The organism is Nitratireductor pacificus pht-3B (assembly GCF_000300335.1).
GTDB classification, from domain to species: Bacteria; Pseudomonadota; Alphaproteobacteria; order Rhizobiales; family Rhizobiaceae; genus Nitratireductor; species Nitratireductor pacificus.
Genome location: NZ_AMRM01000015.1, coordinates 31,601 through 46,566 on the forward strand (window position 1 = coordinate 31,601; position 14,966 = coordinate 46,566).

The following is a 14,966-nucleotide window of genomic DNA, read 5'->3' on the forward strand; positions in this document are numbered from 1 at the left end:
GGCCGGCTTGCAGCGCACGGCGCTTTCGATAAGCTCCATCCTGAATCAGGGAGGCCGCGATCCGAATGCCAAGCCGACTTCATGCACCACGGAAGCGGCCGGCTGTGTCGTGCAACTGACGCGAAAGACCTATCAGGAACTGCTGCGGCTGGCCCGCCGCCATGCCTATGCGCGCCATGACGCGGATGACCTGCTGCACGATGCGCTGATTGCGGCAATCGCCGATGGGCGGGAACCGGGCGCCGTCAACCGCGCCTGGCTCAACGGCGTCATGCGCAACATCAACGCCATGAACCTCCGCACCCGGGGGCGGCGTCAGAGACGCGAGACCACAGTGGCAACCCTGCCACCCGCGCCACCGGAGCCCCGCGCGGACCCGCGCACGCTGATGGGCGGCCTGCCGCCTTCCCTCGCCATCGTCGCGCTCCTGGCCTTCACCGGCCACACACGAGCCGAGATCAGGCACCTGCTGCGCATTTCCGACGACGCGCTGCGCCAGCGCATTTCTTCCCTGCGGAAAACGCTTTCGGGCCGCGCTTCGGCGGCCGGCGGAGAATGGAATTGCGGCCGGGAACCGATGCTGGCCTTCGGCGCGATACGCCGATCCCTGCTCCCCTTCGTCCGCAAGGCGGACATCCTGCTCGCCAGCCACGACCCCGACGGGCATCTGTTTGCGATAAAAATTCCGCGCCCGGCTCACAAACAGGCAAGCGGCGGCAACAGATCATCGGAACGCAACCCGTAACCTCAAGGAACACACATGCTTTCGAAAACGCGCATCGGCAATATCTGCTTCTACGTCAACGACATCGACCGCACGGAAAAATTCTACCGAGACGTCATGGGCCTTCAGGTCCAGAGAATGGAAGCCGAGAAGGACGAAGGCGACTGGCTCCTGGCGTCCATCGAGAACAATGTGGACCTGATCTTCTTCAAGGCCGAATGCAAGCCGGGCAACTCGCCGATCATCGTGTTCGACCTCAACGAGGGCGGCATCGACGATATGGTCAGCGATCTGGCGCGGCAGGGCGCGACCATCGTCACCCCCGTAAGCCACGCGCCGGGCGGCTGGTCGGCGGAGTTCGCCGATCCGGACGGCCACGTGATCTCGCTTTACCAGGATGCCGCCGCGTCCAGAAGCAGACGCTGACGGCCCCCGGCACGGCCTCAAACCACGAGCACGACCCGAAGGTCGTTGACATTCGTGCCGGTCGGCCCCGGCACGAAAAGGTCTCCCAACGCGTCGAAGGCGCCCCAGGCATCGTGCGCGGCAAGCAGCGCCTTCGGGTCCTGCCCGACGGCGCGCAGGCGTGCAATGCTCGTCTGGTCGGCGAAGGCACCGGCATTGTCCTCCGAACCGTCGATCCCGTCCGTGTCGGCGGCGAAGGCGGAGACACCATCCACGCCGTCGATGCCATGCGCCAGCGCCAGCAGGAACTCGCTGTTGCGCCCGCCGCGTCCCCCGTCCGCGCGGATGGTGACCGTCGTTTCTCCACCCGAGAGCATCACGACCGGCTTCGCGAAAGGCCGGCCGCGCGTGGCGATCTCGCGGGCGATGGCCGCATGGACGCCGCCCACTTCACGCGCCTCGCCCTCGATGGCGTCGGACAGGATAACCGCGGGCACGCCCTGCTTTTCCGCCGCCCGCGCCGCCGCCTCCAGCGACCGCGCCGCCGAGGCGATCACATGCACCTTATTGCCGGCGAACCTCGGATCGCCGGGCGCCGGGGCATCGGCCTCGGGCGAGGCGAGATGCGCCATCACGGCCGGCGGCAGGGTCATTCCATAAGCGCGCACGATGTCGAGCGCATCCTGGCGGGTCGCGTCGTTGGGAACCGTCGGTCCCGATGACACCAGGGCCGGATCATCGCCGGGTATATCGGAGACGACGAGCGAAACGACCCGCGCCGGATGGGCCGCCGCCGCGAGACGCCCGCCCTTGATGGCGGAGATGTGCTTGCGCACGGTGTTCATCGCGGAGATCGGTGCGCCTGAGGCAAGCAGTGCCCGGTTGACGGCGATCTCGTCCGCGAGCGTCAGCGTGCCGGCCGGCGCCGGCAGCAGGGCCGACCCGCCGCCGCACACGAGGGCAATCACCAGATCGTCCGCGGTCAGGCCGTCGACCAGCTTGAGAAGGCGCTGCGCTGCCACAAGGCCGGCCTCGTCGGGCACGGGATGCGATGCCTCGGCGACCTCGATGGAGCGCGTCGGCGCGCCATAGCCATAGCGGGTCACCACAAGCCCCTCGAGCGGACCGTCCCAGGCGGCCTCGAGCGCCTGCGCCATCTGCGCGGCACCCTTGCCGGCCCCGACGACGATCGTGCGCCCCTTCGGCCTCGCAGGAAGAAAGTCGCCGATCACCGCCGCCGGATCGGCGGCCGCAACCGCCGCTTCGAAAAGGCTGGTGAAGAATGCCCGTCGATCAAATGCCCCGCTCAATGCTGTCCCCCTGCCCTACAGTTCGCTCTTCAGCGCCTCCCCCGCGACGTAGGTTTCCACCACGGCGCGGTCGTCGCCGAGCGTCTGTAGCACAAAAAGCTCCTCCGCCAGACCTTTCGCGCGCTCCATCCGCAGCGCCATGGCGGGCGTCGCCCGCGCGTCGAGCACGACGAGATCGGCATCCGTTCCAGCATCCAGCGTGCCGATCCGGTCCGACAGGGACAAGGCTTCGGCATTGCCCCGGGTGATATGCCAGAAAGAGGCGAACGGATTGAGCTTCTCGCCGTTGAGCGCGATGACCTTGTAGCCCTCGTCCATGGTCTTGAGCATGGAATAGCTGGTGCCGCCGCCGACATCCGTTGCCGTGGCGATCCGCAATGACTTGGTCCGCTTGCGATAGCGCTGGTAGTCGAACAGGCCGGACCCGAGGAAAAGGTTGGAGGTGGGGCAGAAGACCGCCACGGAGCCGGTGTCGGCCAGCGCGTCGGCTTCACGTTCGGATAGGTGGATGCAATGCCCGAGAAGCGCCTTCGGTCCCAGCAGGCCGTAGCGCTCATAGATGCCGGTATAGTCCGGCGCGTCCGGATAAAGCTCCCCGGTAAAGGCGATCTCGTCGTGGTTCTCCGACAGATGCGTCTGCATGTGCAGGTCCGGAAACTCGCGCATCAGCGCGCCCGCCATCTCGAGCTGCTCTGGCGACGAGGTGATGGCGAAGCGCGGCGTGACCGCATAGTGAAGCCGCCCCTTGCCATGCCAGTCGGCGATCAGCGCCTTCGTGTCGTCATAGGAGGATTGCGGCGTGTCGGTCAGCCCCTCCGGAGCGTTGCGGTCCATCATCACCTTGCCGCCGACGACGCACATCCTGCGGCCGAGCGCCTCTGCGAAGAACGCCTCCGCGCTCTCCTTGTGCACCGAGCAATAGGCGGCGACGGTGGTCGTGCCGTTGCGCAGCAGCTCGTTGAGGAACAGGCGGGCGATGCGCCGCCCGTGCTGCAGGTCACGGAATTCCGTCTCCTCGGGAAAGGTGTAGTCGTTGAGCCAGTCGAGCAGTTCGGCGCCATAGCTGGCGATCATCTGCATCTGCGGGAAATGCGCATGCGCGTCGATGAAGCCCGGCAGGATCAGGTGCGGGCGATGGTCGACCGTCTCATGGCCGGGCGCGGCGCGCGCCGAGACGTCGGCAAAGCCGCCCGAAGCAGCAATCACGCCATCCTCGATCAGCACGGCGCCGTCTTCCTCGTAGGAATAGGCGCCGTGATCCTCCATGCTTTTCGGCTCCGCATGGAACGTCAGCAGGCGTCCACGGATCAGCGTCTGGACCATTGGCTAGCGGGCCTCCTCGAACCAGGTGACGAGCAGGCGGCGCTCGCCCTCGGTGATGCCCGACACGTTGGCGGGCGGCATGGCATGGCTGCGGCCGGCCTGCAAGTAGATCTCGCGCGCCTGCGCGGCGATTGCCGCGTCGCTGTCGAGGATCACGTTCTTCGGCGCGGCGTGAATGCCCTCATAGCCGGGTTCGGCCGCGTGGCACATGGCGCAGCGACCCATCACCGTGTCGCGCACGGCCGGGAAATGCGTCGAGGCGGCGAAGCGTTCGCCGGCCGCCGAAAGCCTTGTCTCGCCGGTCAGCACCGCGGGCACGGTCGATAGCCACATGACGATGATGAACAGAACCCCGGCCAGTCCCCAGGTCCAGTGCGGCGTGCCCCGGCGCGCATGAACCGTGTTGAAATAGTGCCGGATCAGGACGCCGATGATGAAGATGATCGAGGCGATCACCCAGTTGAACTGCGTGCCGAACGCCAGCGGGTAGTGGTTCGACAGCATCAGGAAGACCACCGGCAGCGTCAGGTAGTTGTTGTGCAGCGAGCGCTGCTTGGCCTGCATGCCGAGCTTAGGCTCGGGCGTCCTGCCGGCCTTCAGGTCGGCGACGACGATCTTCTGGTTGGGAATGATGATGAGGAACACGTTCGCCGTCATGATCGTCGCGGTGAAGACGCCCAGATGCAGGAAGGCCGCCCGCCCTGTGAACAACTGCGTGTAGCCCCAGCTCATGGCCACCAGGATCGCGTAGAGCACGAGCATCAGGACGGTGTCGCTCCGGCCCAGCGGCGACTTGCACAGGAGATCGTAGAGGATCCAGCCGAGGCCGATCGACGCCAGCGAGATGAGGATGCCCACGGGCGCCGAAACGTCGAGCACGTTGCGGTCCACCAGATAGAGATCGGCCCCCGCATAGTAGACGATGGCCAGCAGCGCGAAACCCGACAGCCAGGTGGCGTAGGATTCCCATTTGAACCAGGTCAGGTGCTCCGGCATCGCCGCCGGCGCAACCATGTATTTCTGGATGTGGTAGAAGCCGCCGCCGTGCACCTGCCATTCCTCGCCCGCGACGCCGTGCGGCAGGCCGGGCCGTTTGGTCAGCCCCAGGTCCAGCGCGATGAAGTAGAAGGACGAGCCGATCCAGGCGATGGCCGTCACCACGTGGAGCCAGCGGACGCCGAAGGCCAGCCAGTCCCACAGAATCGCAAAGTCGTTCATGCTCGTTCCTCATCCAGCAGAGGCCCAAGGTTACGATCTCCCGTATAAACAGAAAGCGGGGATAAGCACGATGACTTTCAAATTTTTCTGGAAAATAATGCCCCCGACCAATCGGGATCGCGCCGGGATCGTACATGGCCTATCTGGACAACATCGCCGTTTTCGTCCGCGTCGTCGAGCTGGGCAACCTGTCGGCGGCTGGCCGCGACATGCGTCTTTCACCGGCGGTCGCATCGAACCGGGTGAAGGAACTCGAGCGGCATCTCGGCGTCCGCCTGTTCAACCGGACGACACGGCAGCTGACGCCGACCGAGCAGGGGCGCGCCTTCTACGAGGGCGCGCGCAAGGTTCTGGACGCCGTGCAGGAGGCCGAAGCCTCGGTCGCCGCCCTTTCCGGTCATCCGCGCGGCATCATCCGCGTCACCGCGCCGCTCGGCATCGGCAAGCGGCTGATCGCCAGCGGCATTCCCGAATTCCGCGACAAATACCCCGAGATCGAGGTGCGGCTGCGCCTGTCCGACCACGAGGTCGACATGATGCGCGAGGGCATCGACGTGGCGTTCAAGCTGGGCATTCTGGAGAATTCCAGCTTCCGCATGCGCGGCATCATGGAGTGCGAGCGCGTCCTGGCAGCCGCACCCGACTATCTGGCGCAGCGCGGCGAGCCGGCGGGCCCTCAGGAACTCGTCGATGGCGGCTATGACTGCCTGATGCTGCGCTTTCCCGGCGCCCGGGAGCATTTCTGGACCCTGCAGACCGGCGACGGCCCGCAGAAGTTCGAGGTCAGCGGCCCCTATGATTCCGACGATGGCGACGTGATCACCGATTGGGCGCTGGCCGGGCATGGCATCGTCAACAAGCCGCGCTTCGAGATAGAGCCCTATCTGCGCGACGGGCGGCTGAAAGTGGTCCTGCCGCAGACGCCACCCGTGCCCGTCCGCCTCGCCGCCCTCTACCCGCACAAGAAATTCCAGGACCCGAAGGTCCGCCTTCTGGTCGATTTCATGACGGCGCGCTGCCAGCGCATGATCGGTGAGATCCTGGCGTGAGCCAACCGCATACGCGGCGCATCAGCCGCTGAGCGCCGCCATGATCTCCGCCGTCGCCAACGCGGCGATCACGGCCGGCCGCTTGTCGCGCACGCGCTCGCCGCCGATCGGCGAGATGAGCCACGCAAGCCGCGTCTCGTCGCCGCCATTCTTCAGATACCAGCTCCTGAACGTCGCCCGTTTGGTCTTCGAGCCGATCATGCCGACATAGGCGGCGTCACCGCGCCCGAGCGCCTCGCTGACAAGCAGGAAATCCAGTGCGTGGTCGTGCGTCAGAACCACAAATGCCGAACCGGGCCGCGCCGTGCGCACGGCGTCCTCGGGGATCGCGGTCAGCATCGTTTCGACGCCGTCCGGAAAATCCGCCAGCGCATCATTGCGCGTCTCGACCACGGTCACCCGCACCGGCAACAGCGCCAGCGCCGCAGCCAGCGCGTGCCCCACATGGCCGCCGCCGAACAGGATCACCTGCGGTCGCGCCAGATCGGCATCTTCCGTCTCCCGCAGCAGCGTCGCCCGCTTGCCGGCGTCGAGGATGTTCAGGTCGAGCACGACCCGGCCGCCGCAGCACTGGCCGATCTCCGGCCCGAGGGGGACATCCAGGGCGCCGCTGGAAAGGTTCCGCTCGATCAGTTCGCGCGCCTTGTCGATCGCCAGGAACTCGAGCTGCCCGCCGCCGATCGTGCCGAAAATCGACGAGAGCGAGACCAGCATCCATGCCCCTTCCTCGCGTGGCGTCGAGCCTTTCGCCTCGCGGACCTCGACCAGAGCCAGGACAGGCGCGGCATCGAGGAAAGCGGCAAGCCTGCCGGCGAGCGCGCTCATTGCCAACTCCCGCGCCCCTTCGCGCCCCCCTCTGGCCTGCCGGCCATCTCCCCCACAAGGGGGGAGATTACGCGTTGGTGGCGGTTCCATCCAACGATTTGCGAAACCGTTTGAAAAAGCCGATCTCCCCCCTTGTGGGGGAGATGGCCGACAGGCCAGAGGGGGGGTCGAAGGATCAAGCGCATATCCATACAACAGCCGCACGACGACGCACGATCTAAGCCCCGGCCCCGGCCCGCATCCGCTCGACTGCCATCAGCACACGCTCCGGCGTTGCAGGCGCATCGAGACGCGGACAGACCCGGTGTCCAGCCACGCTTGCCACCGCGTCGGAGAGCGCGTGCAGCACCGACATGCCGAGCATCAGCGGCGGCTCTCCGACCGCCTTCGAGCGGTTCACCGTGGGTTCGGCGTTCTCCGCCCAGTCGGCCAGCGTCACGTTGAAGATCTTCGGCCGGTCCGAGGCGAGCGGGATCTTGTAGGTGGACGGCGCATGGGTCGCGAGGCGCCCCTTGCCGTCCCAGACCAGTTCCTCCGTCGTCAGCCAGCCCATCCCCTGGACGAAGCCGCCCTCGATCTGGCCGATGTCGATGGCCCGGTTCAGAGACCGGCCGGTCTCGTGCAGGATGTCAACGCGCTCGACCATATATTCGCCCGTCAGCGTATCGACCGAGACCTCGGCGCAGGAGGCTCCATAGGCGAAATAGTAGAACGGACGGCCCCGCCCCTTGTCCCGGTCCCAGTGGATTTTCGGGGTCTTGTAGAAACCAGCGGCAGAGAGCTGCACCCGGGCCATATAGGCTTTTCCGATCAGCTCCGCGAAGGGAATCTCCTGATTGCCGGCCCGCACGCGCCCCGGCAGGAACAGGATCTGATCCTTCGGCACCTCGAAATGCCCGGCGGCGAAATCGACCAGTCGCGCCTTGATCTGGCGTGTCGCGTTCTGCGCCGCCATGCCGTTGAGGTCCGATCCCGACGAGGCGGCCGTGGCGGAAGTGTTCGGTACCTTGCCTGTCGTGGTGGCGGTGATCTTCACCTGGTCGATGTCGATCTGGAATTCCTCCGCGACCACCTGAGCGACCTTCACATAGAGGCCCTGCCCCATCTCGGTGCCGCCATGGTTCAGGTGCACGGACCCGTCCGTGTAGACATGGACCAGCGCGCCCGCCTGGTTGAAATGCGTGGCGGTGAACGAGATGCCGAATTTGACCGGGGTCAGCGCCAGGCCGCGCTTCACGATGGGGCTGTTCGCATTGAACGCGTCGATCGCACGCCGGCGCTCCGCATAGGCCGCGCTCGCCTCGAGCTCGCTCACCACACGCTCGACGACATTGTCCTCGACCGTCTGGTGATAGGGCGTGAGGTTGCGCGTATCGGTCCCGTAGAAATTCTTCTTGCGGATATCGAGCGGATCCCTGCCGAGCGCGAAGGCCACCTCGTCGATGATGCGTTCGGCGCCGACCATGCCCTGCGGCCCGCCGAAACCGCGAAACGCCGTGTTCGAAACCGTGTTGGTGTAGAGGGGCGCCGAGACCGCGCGAACATGCGGATAGAAATACGCATTGTCGCAGTGAAACAGCGCCCGGTCCGTCACGGGTCCCGAAAGATCGGCGGAAAATCCGCAGCGCGCCGCATAGGTGAAATCGACGCCGAGAATGGCCCCGTCGTCGTCGAAACCCACCTCATAGTCGATCAGGAAGTCGTGCCGCTTGCCGGTCGCCGTCATGTCGTCGTCGCGGTCGGGGCGGAGCTTCACCGGCCGGTTGAGCCGCTTCGCCGCAATCGCGGCGATCGCCGCGAACTGGTTGCTCTGGGTCTCCTTGCCGCCGAACCCGCCGCCCATGCGCCGCACCTCGACGGTGACGGCATGCGAGGCGACGCCCAGCGCGTGGGCCACCATATGCTGCACCTCGCTCGGATGCTGGGTGGAGGAATAGACGGTAACGTCACGGTCCTCGCCCGGTAGGGCAAAAGCGATCTGGCCCTCAAGATAGAAATGATCCTGCCCGCCGACGCGCATCTGTCCCTTGATGCGGCGCGGCGCCGCAGCGATCGCCTTCACAGCTTCTCCCCGGCTCAGCGTCAGCGGCGCGGTGACCAGCGTGCCGGAAGGGCCGGCATCGGCGATGTCGATCACGGCCGGCTCTTCCGCATAGGTCACCCTGGCGAGGCGGCAGGCGCGGCGCGCCGCCTCGCGCGTTTCGGCGATCACGGCGAAGACGGGCTGGCCGAAGAACTGCACCTTTCCCGAAGCGAGGATGGGTTCGTCATGGAGACCGGTCGGGCTGATGTCGTTCACACCCGGCACATCCTCGGCCGTCAGAACGGCGACGACCCCCGAAGCCGCGCGCACCCGGGAAAGGTCCATTCCCGTGATCTTCCCATGCGCCACCTCCGAAAGCCCCAGGCAGGCGTGCAGCGTGCCCGCCGGCTCCGGCATGTCGTCGATGTAGATCGCCTCGCCGGTCACATGCTTGTGGGCGGAATCGTGCTTCTGGTCGGTGGCGACGCCGCCGACAATTTTCGCCTTCGCGAGGTCAAGAGCTTCGTGCTTGGTCATCATCACGCCGCCTCGTATCGGGACACCTGCAGAGGCACATGCCCCTCCACGCCTTCCAGGAAGAAGCGCCTGAGCAGGTTCTTCGCCGCCAGCATGCGGTAGCCGGCCGTGGCCCGCGCATCGCTGATGGGCTTGAAATCCGTCTCGAAAGCGGCAAGCGCCGCCTCGACGGTCTCGTAGGTCCAGGGCCGGTCGATCAGGGCGGCCTCCACGGTCCTCGCCCGTTTCGGCGTTGCCGCCATGCCGCCATAGGCGATGCGGGCATGCGTCACCACGCCGTCCGCGACGGCGATGTTGAAGGCGCCGAGAACGGCCGTGATGTCCTCGTCGCGCCGCTTGGAGATTTTCCACACGGCGAAGCATTCCGACGGCCGGGGCACGGGCACATGCACCGCCTCGACGAATTCGCCCGCCGCCCGGTCCTGCTTGCCATAGTCGATGAAGAACGTTTCGAGCGGAATGGTCCGCCGCGCCGTTCCCTTGCGCAGCGTCAGCGTCGCGCCCAGCGCGATCAGCGGCGGCGGCATGTCGCCGATGGGCGATCCGTTGGCGATGTTGCCGCCGATCGTGCCCATGTTGCGCACCTGCTCGCCGCCGATGCGGTCGATCAGCGCGCCGAGCTGCGGAATACGCGCCGAAAGCAGGGCGAACGCCTCCGTGTAGCTCACCCCCGCGCCGATGCTGATCACGCCGTTTTCAGCGTTGACGGCCTGCAGCTCGTCCAGCGCCCCGATGAAGACGACCGGCGAGATCGAGCGCATGAACTTCGTGACCCAAAGGCCGACATCGGTCGCGCCGGCGACGATGGTCGCCTTCGGTTCGGCCTCGAGGACCGCAGCGAGATCATCGACGCTGGCCGGCACCACGAGGCGCTCACCACCCGAGCCGATCTCGACGCGCGCCCCGTCGCGCATGGCGGTCAGTGCGGCGATCACCGCGGCGCACTCGGCGGCCAGCGGATCGTCGGACGCCTCGCCATAGGAGGAGATGGCGCGCGCCGCCCGCACGATCGGTTCATAGCCCGTGCAGCGGCACAGATTGCCCTGCAGCGCCTTCTCGATCGCCTGATCCGAAGGCTGCGGCACGCGCATCCACAGCGCGTAGAGCGACATCACGAAACCCGGCGTGCAGAAGCCGCATTGCGAGCCGTGATGATCGACCAGAGCTTGCTGCACCGGATGCAGCGTGCCGTCCGTGCGCTTCAGGTGCTCGACCGTCACCACATGGCAACCGTCCAGCGAACCGACGAAGCGGATGCAGGCGTTGACGCTTTCATAGACGAGTTCGCCGCCGCGCAGCCGGCCGATGAGAACCGTGCAGGCCCCGCAGTCTCCCTCCGCGCAGCCTTCCTTCGTGCCGATCAGCCGGCGCCTGATGCGCAGGAGGTCGAGCAGGGTTTCGTCGGGCCGCACCTCGCCCAGCGCGAGGCTCTCGCCGTTCAGCAGGAACCGGATTTCATTGCGGGATTTCATCAGCTTCCCCTGTAGGTGGAGTAGCCGTAGGGCGAGACGAGCAGCGGCACATGGTAATGCGTGTTCTCGGCCATGCCGAAGCGGATCGGAATGCGGTCGAGGAAGGCGGGCTGTGGAAGGGCCGCGCCCTGCGCCGCGAGATAGGCGCCGGCCGCAAAGACCAGCTCGTATTCGCCGGTGGCGAAATCCGCGCCCTGCAACAACGGCGCATCGCAGCGCCCGTCACTGTTGGTGACGACGGTCTTCAGCAGCGTCCGCTCCGCGCCGGCGATGCGGTAAAGGGCGATCTCCAGCCCCGCCGCCGGTCTTCCGCTGGCCGTGTCCAGCACATGGGTCGTCAACCGGCCCTCACCCACATCGTTCATGCGGCCTCCCTGCCTCTCCGCCGAAACTGGCCCGATTGTGCGGCAAATCCTTCGCGAGCATAAGGGGCGTGCCGGCAGTGGGACAACAAAAGACTTTCAAATTTTTCGGGAAAGTTCCAAGCCTATTCCTTCGACTATCTTCGGCAATGACGATCAATGGAAGCGCGCCTTGACCCCTTATTTCCGCAACATGTCCGGCTATGGCGCCACCCCGCCGGACCCGAAATGGCCCGGCGCGGCGCGGATCGCCGTGCAGTTCGTCGTCAACTACGAGGAAGGCGGCGAGAACTGCATCCTGCATGGGGACGAGGCCTCCGAGGCCTTCCTGTCGGAAGTGGTCGGTGCGGCCCCCTGGCCCGGCATGCGCCACTGGAACATGGAATCCATCTACGAATACGGCGCCCGCGCCGGATTCTGGCGGCTGCACCGCATGTTCACGGCCGCCGACATTCCCGTCACGGTCTTCGGCGTCGCAACGGCGCTTGCCCGCAGCCCCGACCAGGTGGCGGCGATGCGGGATGCCGGCTGGGAGATCGCCTCGCACGGGCTGAAATGGATCGACTACCGCTCGCACGACATGGAGGACGAACGCCGCGACCTCATGGAAGCGGTGCGCCTGCACGCGGAAGTGACCGGCGAGCGCCCGCGCGGGCTCTATCTCGGCCGCACCTCGGTCAATTCCGTGAAGCTGGCCATCGAGGAAGGCGGATTCGACTGGATTTCCGACGCCTATGACGACGACCTGCCCTACTGGCTGGACCATGACGGCCATGGCAACGCGGCGCGGCCGCAACTGGTGATCCCCTACACGCTCGATGCCAACGACATGCGCTTCGCGACGCCGCAGGGGTTCAATTCCGGCGACCAGTTCTTCACCTATCTGAAGGACGCCTTCGACACACTCTATGCGGAAGGCGGCGCCGGGCGCCCGGCGATGATGAGCATCGGCCTGCATTGCCGGCTGGTCGGCCGGCCCGGCCGCGCGGCGGCGCTGCAGCGCTTCATCGAATATGTGAAGGGGCGTGACCATGTGTGGCTCGCCACGCGCGGCGCCATCGCCCGGCACTGGATGGAAACACATCCCTATTCACCGCCGGCCTTGCGCCCGAGCCGAATGACGGAGCCGGAATTCATCGAGTGCTTCGGCAGCATCTTCGAGCATTCCCCCTGGATCGCCGAACGGGCCGCCAGACTGGAGCTCGGGCCGGCGCACGACACGGCGGGCGGGCTGGCCAACGCGCTGTCGCGTGTCTTCCGCTCGGCGAGCGCCGACGAGCGCCTGGGCGTCCTCAACGCCCACCCCGACCTTGCCGGCAAGCTCGCAGCGGCCAGGCGCCTGACCGCGGAATCCACCAGGGAACAGGCCTCCGCCGGCCTCGACGCCCTGACCGACGCCGAGCGCGCGCGTTTCACCGAGCTGAATGCCGCCTATGTCGAGAAGTTCGGCTTTCCCTTCATCATCGCGGTCAAGGACCACACCAGGGAGAGCATTCTTCAGGCGTTCGAGACGCGCCTGGCCAACGGCCGCGACGAGGAATTCGCCACCGCCTGCCGGCAGGTGGAGCGCATCGCCCATCTGCGCCTGAAGGACCTCCTTCCCTCATGACACAGGACCGCCCGATGAACGCCCGCACCTACTACGCGCCCCATGGCGGCCACCCTCCGCAGACGCAGCTCATGACCGAGCGGGCGGCGTTCACCGAGGCCTATGCGCTGATGCCCAAGGGCGTCATGCAGGACATCGTCACCTCCGTCCTGCCCTTCTGGGACAGGACGCGCTGCTGGGTCATCGCCCGGCCGCTTTCGGGCTTCGCCGAGACTTTTTCACAATACATCATGGAAGTGCTGCCGGGCGGCGGCAGCGACACGCCGGAGCCGGACGCGCAGGCAGAAGGCGTGCTGTTCGTCGTCGAAGGCGAACTCACGGTCGAGCTCGACGGAGAGGCGCATCTGCTGACGCCCGGCGGTTACGCCTTCCTGCCGCCGGCAAGCAGCTGGAGGGCGCGCAATGCAGGCGACAGGCCGGCGCGCTTCCACTGGATCCGCAAGGCCTATGAGGCTGTTCAGGGTCTCGACGCGCCCGACGCCCTGTTCCTCAACGAGGCAGACATCGCGCCCTCGCCCATGCCGGACACGGACGGCCGGTGGGCGACCACCCGTTTCGTCGATCCCGAGGACGTGCGCCACGACATGCATGTCACCATCGTCACGCTCGAGCCGGGCGCGGTCATCCCCTTCGCCGAGACCCACGTGATGGAGCACGGCCTCTACGTGCTGGAGGGCAAGGCGGTCTACAGGCTCAACCAGGACTGGGTCGAGGTGGAGGCGGGCGACTTCATGTGGCTGCGCGCCTTCTGCCCGCAGGCCTGCTATGCCGGCGGACCGGGCCGCTTCCGCTATCTGCTCTACAAGGACGTGAACCGCCACCCCAGGCTCGGAGGGGTGTTCCCGCGATGACGGTGATCGCAGCGCTGCCCCTCACCCGGAAGGCCTTCGCTCCCTTCGGAGACGTGATCGAGGCGGAAGGCGCGCAGAGCTTCCTCATCAACAACGGCAATTGCCGGCGTTTCCACGATCTGGCGCAGGTCGAGGCGACGGGCGACAATGCCCGCGTCCTGATCAGCCTGTTTCGCGCCAAGCCATATCCCGCGCCGGTTACCGTCGGCATGGTCGAGCGCCATCCGCTCGGCAGCCAGGCGTTCATCCCGCTGTCGCCGGCGCCGTTTCTGGTGATCGTCTGCCCGGATCAGGACGGCTCTCCCGGAACCCCGCGTGCTTTCCTGACCAAGCCCGGACAGGGCGTGAACTATGCGCGGGGAACATGGCATGGCGTGCTCACTCCGCTCGGAATGGAACAGGATTTCGCGGTGGTGGACCGCGGCGGCGACGGCGACAATATCGAGGAGTTCTTCTTTCCCGCACCCTATCGGATAACCTTGCCGGAGCCATCATGAGCGCGCCCTCGGGACATCTGATCAACCGGCTGTTCGATGTCATCGAGCAGGACATCCTGCCCCTGACGCAGGCGGGCGTCGAACGGGGCAACAAGCTGTTCGGCGCCGCGATCCTGCGGAAGAGCGACCTGTCGCTGGTCATCGCAGAGACCAACAACGAGCTCGAGAATCCGCTCTGGCACGGCGAGATGCACGCGCTGAAGCGGTTCTATGAACTGCCGCAGGCATCGCGTCCCGATACGAAGGACTGCATCTTCCTTTCGACGCACGAGCCGTGCTCGCTCTGCCTCTCCGCCATCACATGGACCGGGTTCGACAATTTCCACTATCTGTTCAGCCACGAGGATTCGCGCGACAGCTTCGCCATCCCGCACGATCTGCGGATTCTCAAGGAGGTCTTCACCCTCGACGCGGGCGGCTACAACGCCGAGAACGCCTTCTGGAAGAGCTATTCCCTGCCGGCGCTGGCGGCCGCCCTGCCGGAAGCCGATGCGCTCGCCGCATCGGCGCGCATCGCTGCGCTCAAGGCCGCCTATGACGGGCTTTCGGGGATCTACCAGCAGGGCAAGGCGGAAAATTCCATTCCGTTGAACTGACGCCGCCGGCGCCCGCGATCACCACTTTGCCGTTGCCCGCACCGATTCTCTGCCTTCACCCTCATCCTGAGCCTGTCGAAGGGCGAGGGTGAAGGTGCGCACCACGTTGCCGCAGGCGCGCTTCATGCCGCCCCCGTGCTTCGACAGGCTCACCATGAGGGCTGG

The 14,966-nt window shown here is 66.4% G+C and carries 14 protein-coding genes; 7 read left to right on the forward strand and 7 right to left on the reverse strand.

The window, feature by feature from the left end; translation table 11 throughout:
- Positions 1-109: 109 nt before the first annotated feature.
- The gene (locus NA2_RS13805; protein ID WP_040677961.1) at positions 110-745 is read left to right on the forward strand and encodes an RNA polymerase sigma factor; all 636 of its coding nucleotides are present in this window, start codon (positions 110-112) and stop codon (positions 743-745) included.
- A gap of 15 nt (positions 746-760) precedes the next feature.
- Complete coding sequence (locus tag NA2_RS13810) at positions 761-1,150, forward strand: VOC family protein (RefSeq protein ID WP_008597588.1); 390 nt, start codon at positions 761-763, stop codon at positions 1,148-1,150.
- Between the two features lie 17 nt (positions 1,151-1,167).
- Here NA2_RS13810 and NA2_RS13815 read toward each other — a convergent pair whose 3' ends face one another.
- Genes NA2_RS13815 through NA2_RS13825 form a run of 3 tightly spaced genes read right to left on the reverse strand, consistent with a single transcriptional unit; the run spans position 1,168 to position 4,980 of the window.
- A complete protein-coding gene (locus NA2_RS13815) occupies positions 1,168-2,439 on the reverse strand; it encodes a glycerate kinase type-2 family protein (RefSeq protein WP_008597589.1) in 1,272 nt (423 codons plus the stop codon).
- A 15-nt stretch (positions 2,440-2,454) separates the two neighbouring features.
- Positions 2,455-3,762: a guanine deaminase gene (gene guaD, locus NA2_RS13820; protein WP_008597590.1), complete on the reverse strand. Its 1,308-nt coding sequence runs from the start codon at positions 3,760-3,762 to the stop codon at positions 2,455-2,457.
- A gap of 3 nt (positions 3,763-3,765) precedes the next feature.
- A complete protein-coding gene (locus NA2_RS13825) occupies positions 3,766-4,980 on the reverse strand; it encodes a urate hydroxylase PuuD (RefSeq protein WP_008597591.1) in 1,215 nt (404 codons plus the stop codon).
- A gap of 134 nt (positions 4,981-5,114) precedes the next feature.
- Here NA2_RS13825 and NA2_RS13830 point away from each other — a divergent pair, with 134 nt between their 5' ends.
- On the forward strand, positions 5,115-6,029 hold the full coding sequence (locus tag NA2_RS13830; protein WP_008597592.1) for a LysR family transcriptional regulator: 915 nt from the start codon (positions 5,115-5,117) through the stop codon (positions 6,027-6,029).
- Between the two features lie 21 nt (positions 6,030-6,050).
- Here the strand turns inward: NA2_RS13830 and xdhC are convergent, their stop codons facing one another.
- From xdhC to uraH, 4 genes are all read right to left on the reverse strand, one after another.
- A complete protein-coding gene (gene xdhC / locus NA2_RS13835) occupies positions 6,051-6,854 on the reverse strand; it encodes a xanthine dehydrogenase accessory protein XdhC (RefSeq protein ID WP_008597593.1) in 804 nt (267 codons plus the stop codon).
- 217 nt (positions 6,855-7,071) lie between these two features.
- On the reverse strand, positions 7,072-9,414 hold the full coding sequence (xdhB, locus tag NA2_RS13840) for a xanthine dehydrogenase molybdopterin binding subunit (protein WP_008597594.1): 2,343 nt from the start codon (positions 9,412-9,414) through the stop codon (positions 7,072-7,074).
- A gap of 2 nt (positions 9,415-9,416) precedes the next feature.
- Entirely contained in the window at positions 9,417-10,886 is a 1,470-nt protein-coding gene (gene xdhA, locus NA2_RS13845) for a xanthine dehydrogenase small subunit (protein ID WP_008597595.1), read from the reverse strand.
- Entirely contained in the window at positions 10,886-11,251 is a 366-nt protein-coding gene (gene uraH / locus NA2_RS13850; RefSeq protein WP_008597596.1) for a hydroxyisourate hydrolase, read from the reverse strand. Before uraH ends, xdhA begins: the two co-directional genes overlap by 1 nt.
- A gap of 190 nt (positions 11,252-11,441) precedes the next feature.
- Between uraH and puuE the strand changes: the two genes are divergently transcribed.
- The 4 genes from puuE to NA2_RS13870 are packed head-to-tail and all read left to right on the forward strand — an operon-like array spanning position 11,442 to position 14,801.
- Positions 11,442-12,857 carry an allantoinase PuuE gene (gene puuE / locus NA2_RS13855; protein ID WP_040677918.1) on the forward strand — a complete coding sequence of 472 codons (1,416 nt, stop codon included), beginning with the start codon at positions 11,442-11,444 and terminating at the stop codon, positions 12,855-12,857.
- Between the two features lie 14 nt (positions 12,858-12,871).
- Positions 12,872-13,708, forward strand: a complete 837-nt coding sequence (locus NA2_RS13860; protein WP_040677964.1) for a bifunctional allantoicase/(S)-ureidoglycine aminohydrolase — start codon at positions 12,872-12,874, stop codon at positions 13,706-13,708.
- Positions 13,705-14,205 carry an ureidoglycolate lyase gene (locus tag NA2_RS13865; RefSeq protein ID WP_008597599.1) on the forward strand — a complete coding sequence of 167 codons (501 nt, stop codon included), beginning with the start codon at positions 13,705-13,707 and terminating at the stop codon, positions 14,203-14,205. The genes NA2_RS13860 and NA2_RS13865 overlap by 4 nt, the downstream gene beginning before the upstream one ends.
- A complete protein-coding gene (locus tag NA2_RS13870; protein WP_008597600.1) occupies positions 14,202-14,801 on the forward strand; it encodes a nucleoside deaminase in 600 nt (199 codons plus the stop codon). The genes NA2_RS13865 and NA2_RS13870 overlap by 4 nt, the downstream gene beginning before the upstream one ends.
- The last annotated feature ends 165 nt before the right edge of the window (positions 14,802-14,966 follow it).

Coding starts and splice junctions, on each gene's coding strand:
- NA2_RS13810 (WP_008597588.1), top strand. CDS start 761: ATGCTTTCGAAAACGCGCATCGGCAATATCTGCTTCTACGTCAACGAC.
- guaD (WP_008597590.1), bottom strand. CDS start 3,762: ATGGTCCAGACGCTGATCCGTGGACGCCTGCTGACGTTCCATGCGGAG.
- NA2_RS13825 (WP_008597591.1), bottom strand. CDS start 4,980: ATGAACGACTTTGCGATTCTGTGGGACTGGCTGGCCTTCGGCGTCCGC.
- NA2_RS13830 (WP_008597592.1), top strand. CDS start 5,115: ATGGCCTATCTGGACAACATCGCCGTTTTCGTCCGCGTCGTCGAGCTG.
- xdhC (WP_008597593.1), bottom strand. CDS start 6,854: ATGAGCGCGCTCGCCGGCAGGCTTGCCGCTTTCCTCGATGCCGCGCCT.
- xdhB (WP_008597594.1), bottom strand. CDS start 9,414: ATGACCAAGCACGAAGCTCTTGACCTCGCGAAGGCGAAAATTGTCGGC.
- xdhA (WP_008597595.1), bottom strand. CDS start 10,886: ATGAAATCCCGCAATGAAATCCGGTTCCTGCTGAACGGCGAGAGCCTC.
- uraH (WP_008597596.1), bottom strand. CDS start 11,251: ATGAACGATGTGGGTGAGGGCCGGTTGACGACCCATGTGCTGGACACG.
- puuE (WP_040677918.1), top strand. CDS start 11,442: ATGTCCGGCTATGGCGCCACCCCGCCGGACCCGAAATGGCCCGGCGCG.
- NA2_RS13860 (WP_040677964.1), top strand. CDS start 12,872: ATGAACGCCCGCACCTACTACGCGCCCCATGGCGGCCACCCTCCGCAG.
- NA2_RS13865 (WP_008597599.1), top strand. CDS start 13,705: ATGACGGTGATCGCAGCGCTGCCCCTCACCCGGAAGGCCTTCGCTCCC.
- NA2_RS13870 (WP_008597600.1), top strand. CDS start 14,202: ATGAGCGCGCCCTCGGGACATCTGATCAACCGGCTGTTCGATGTCATC.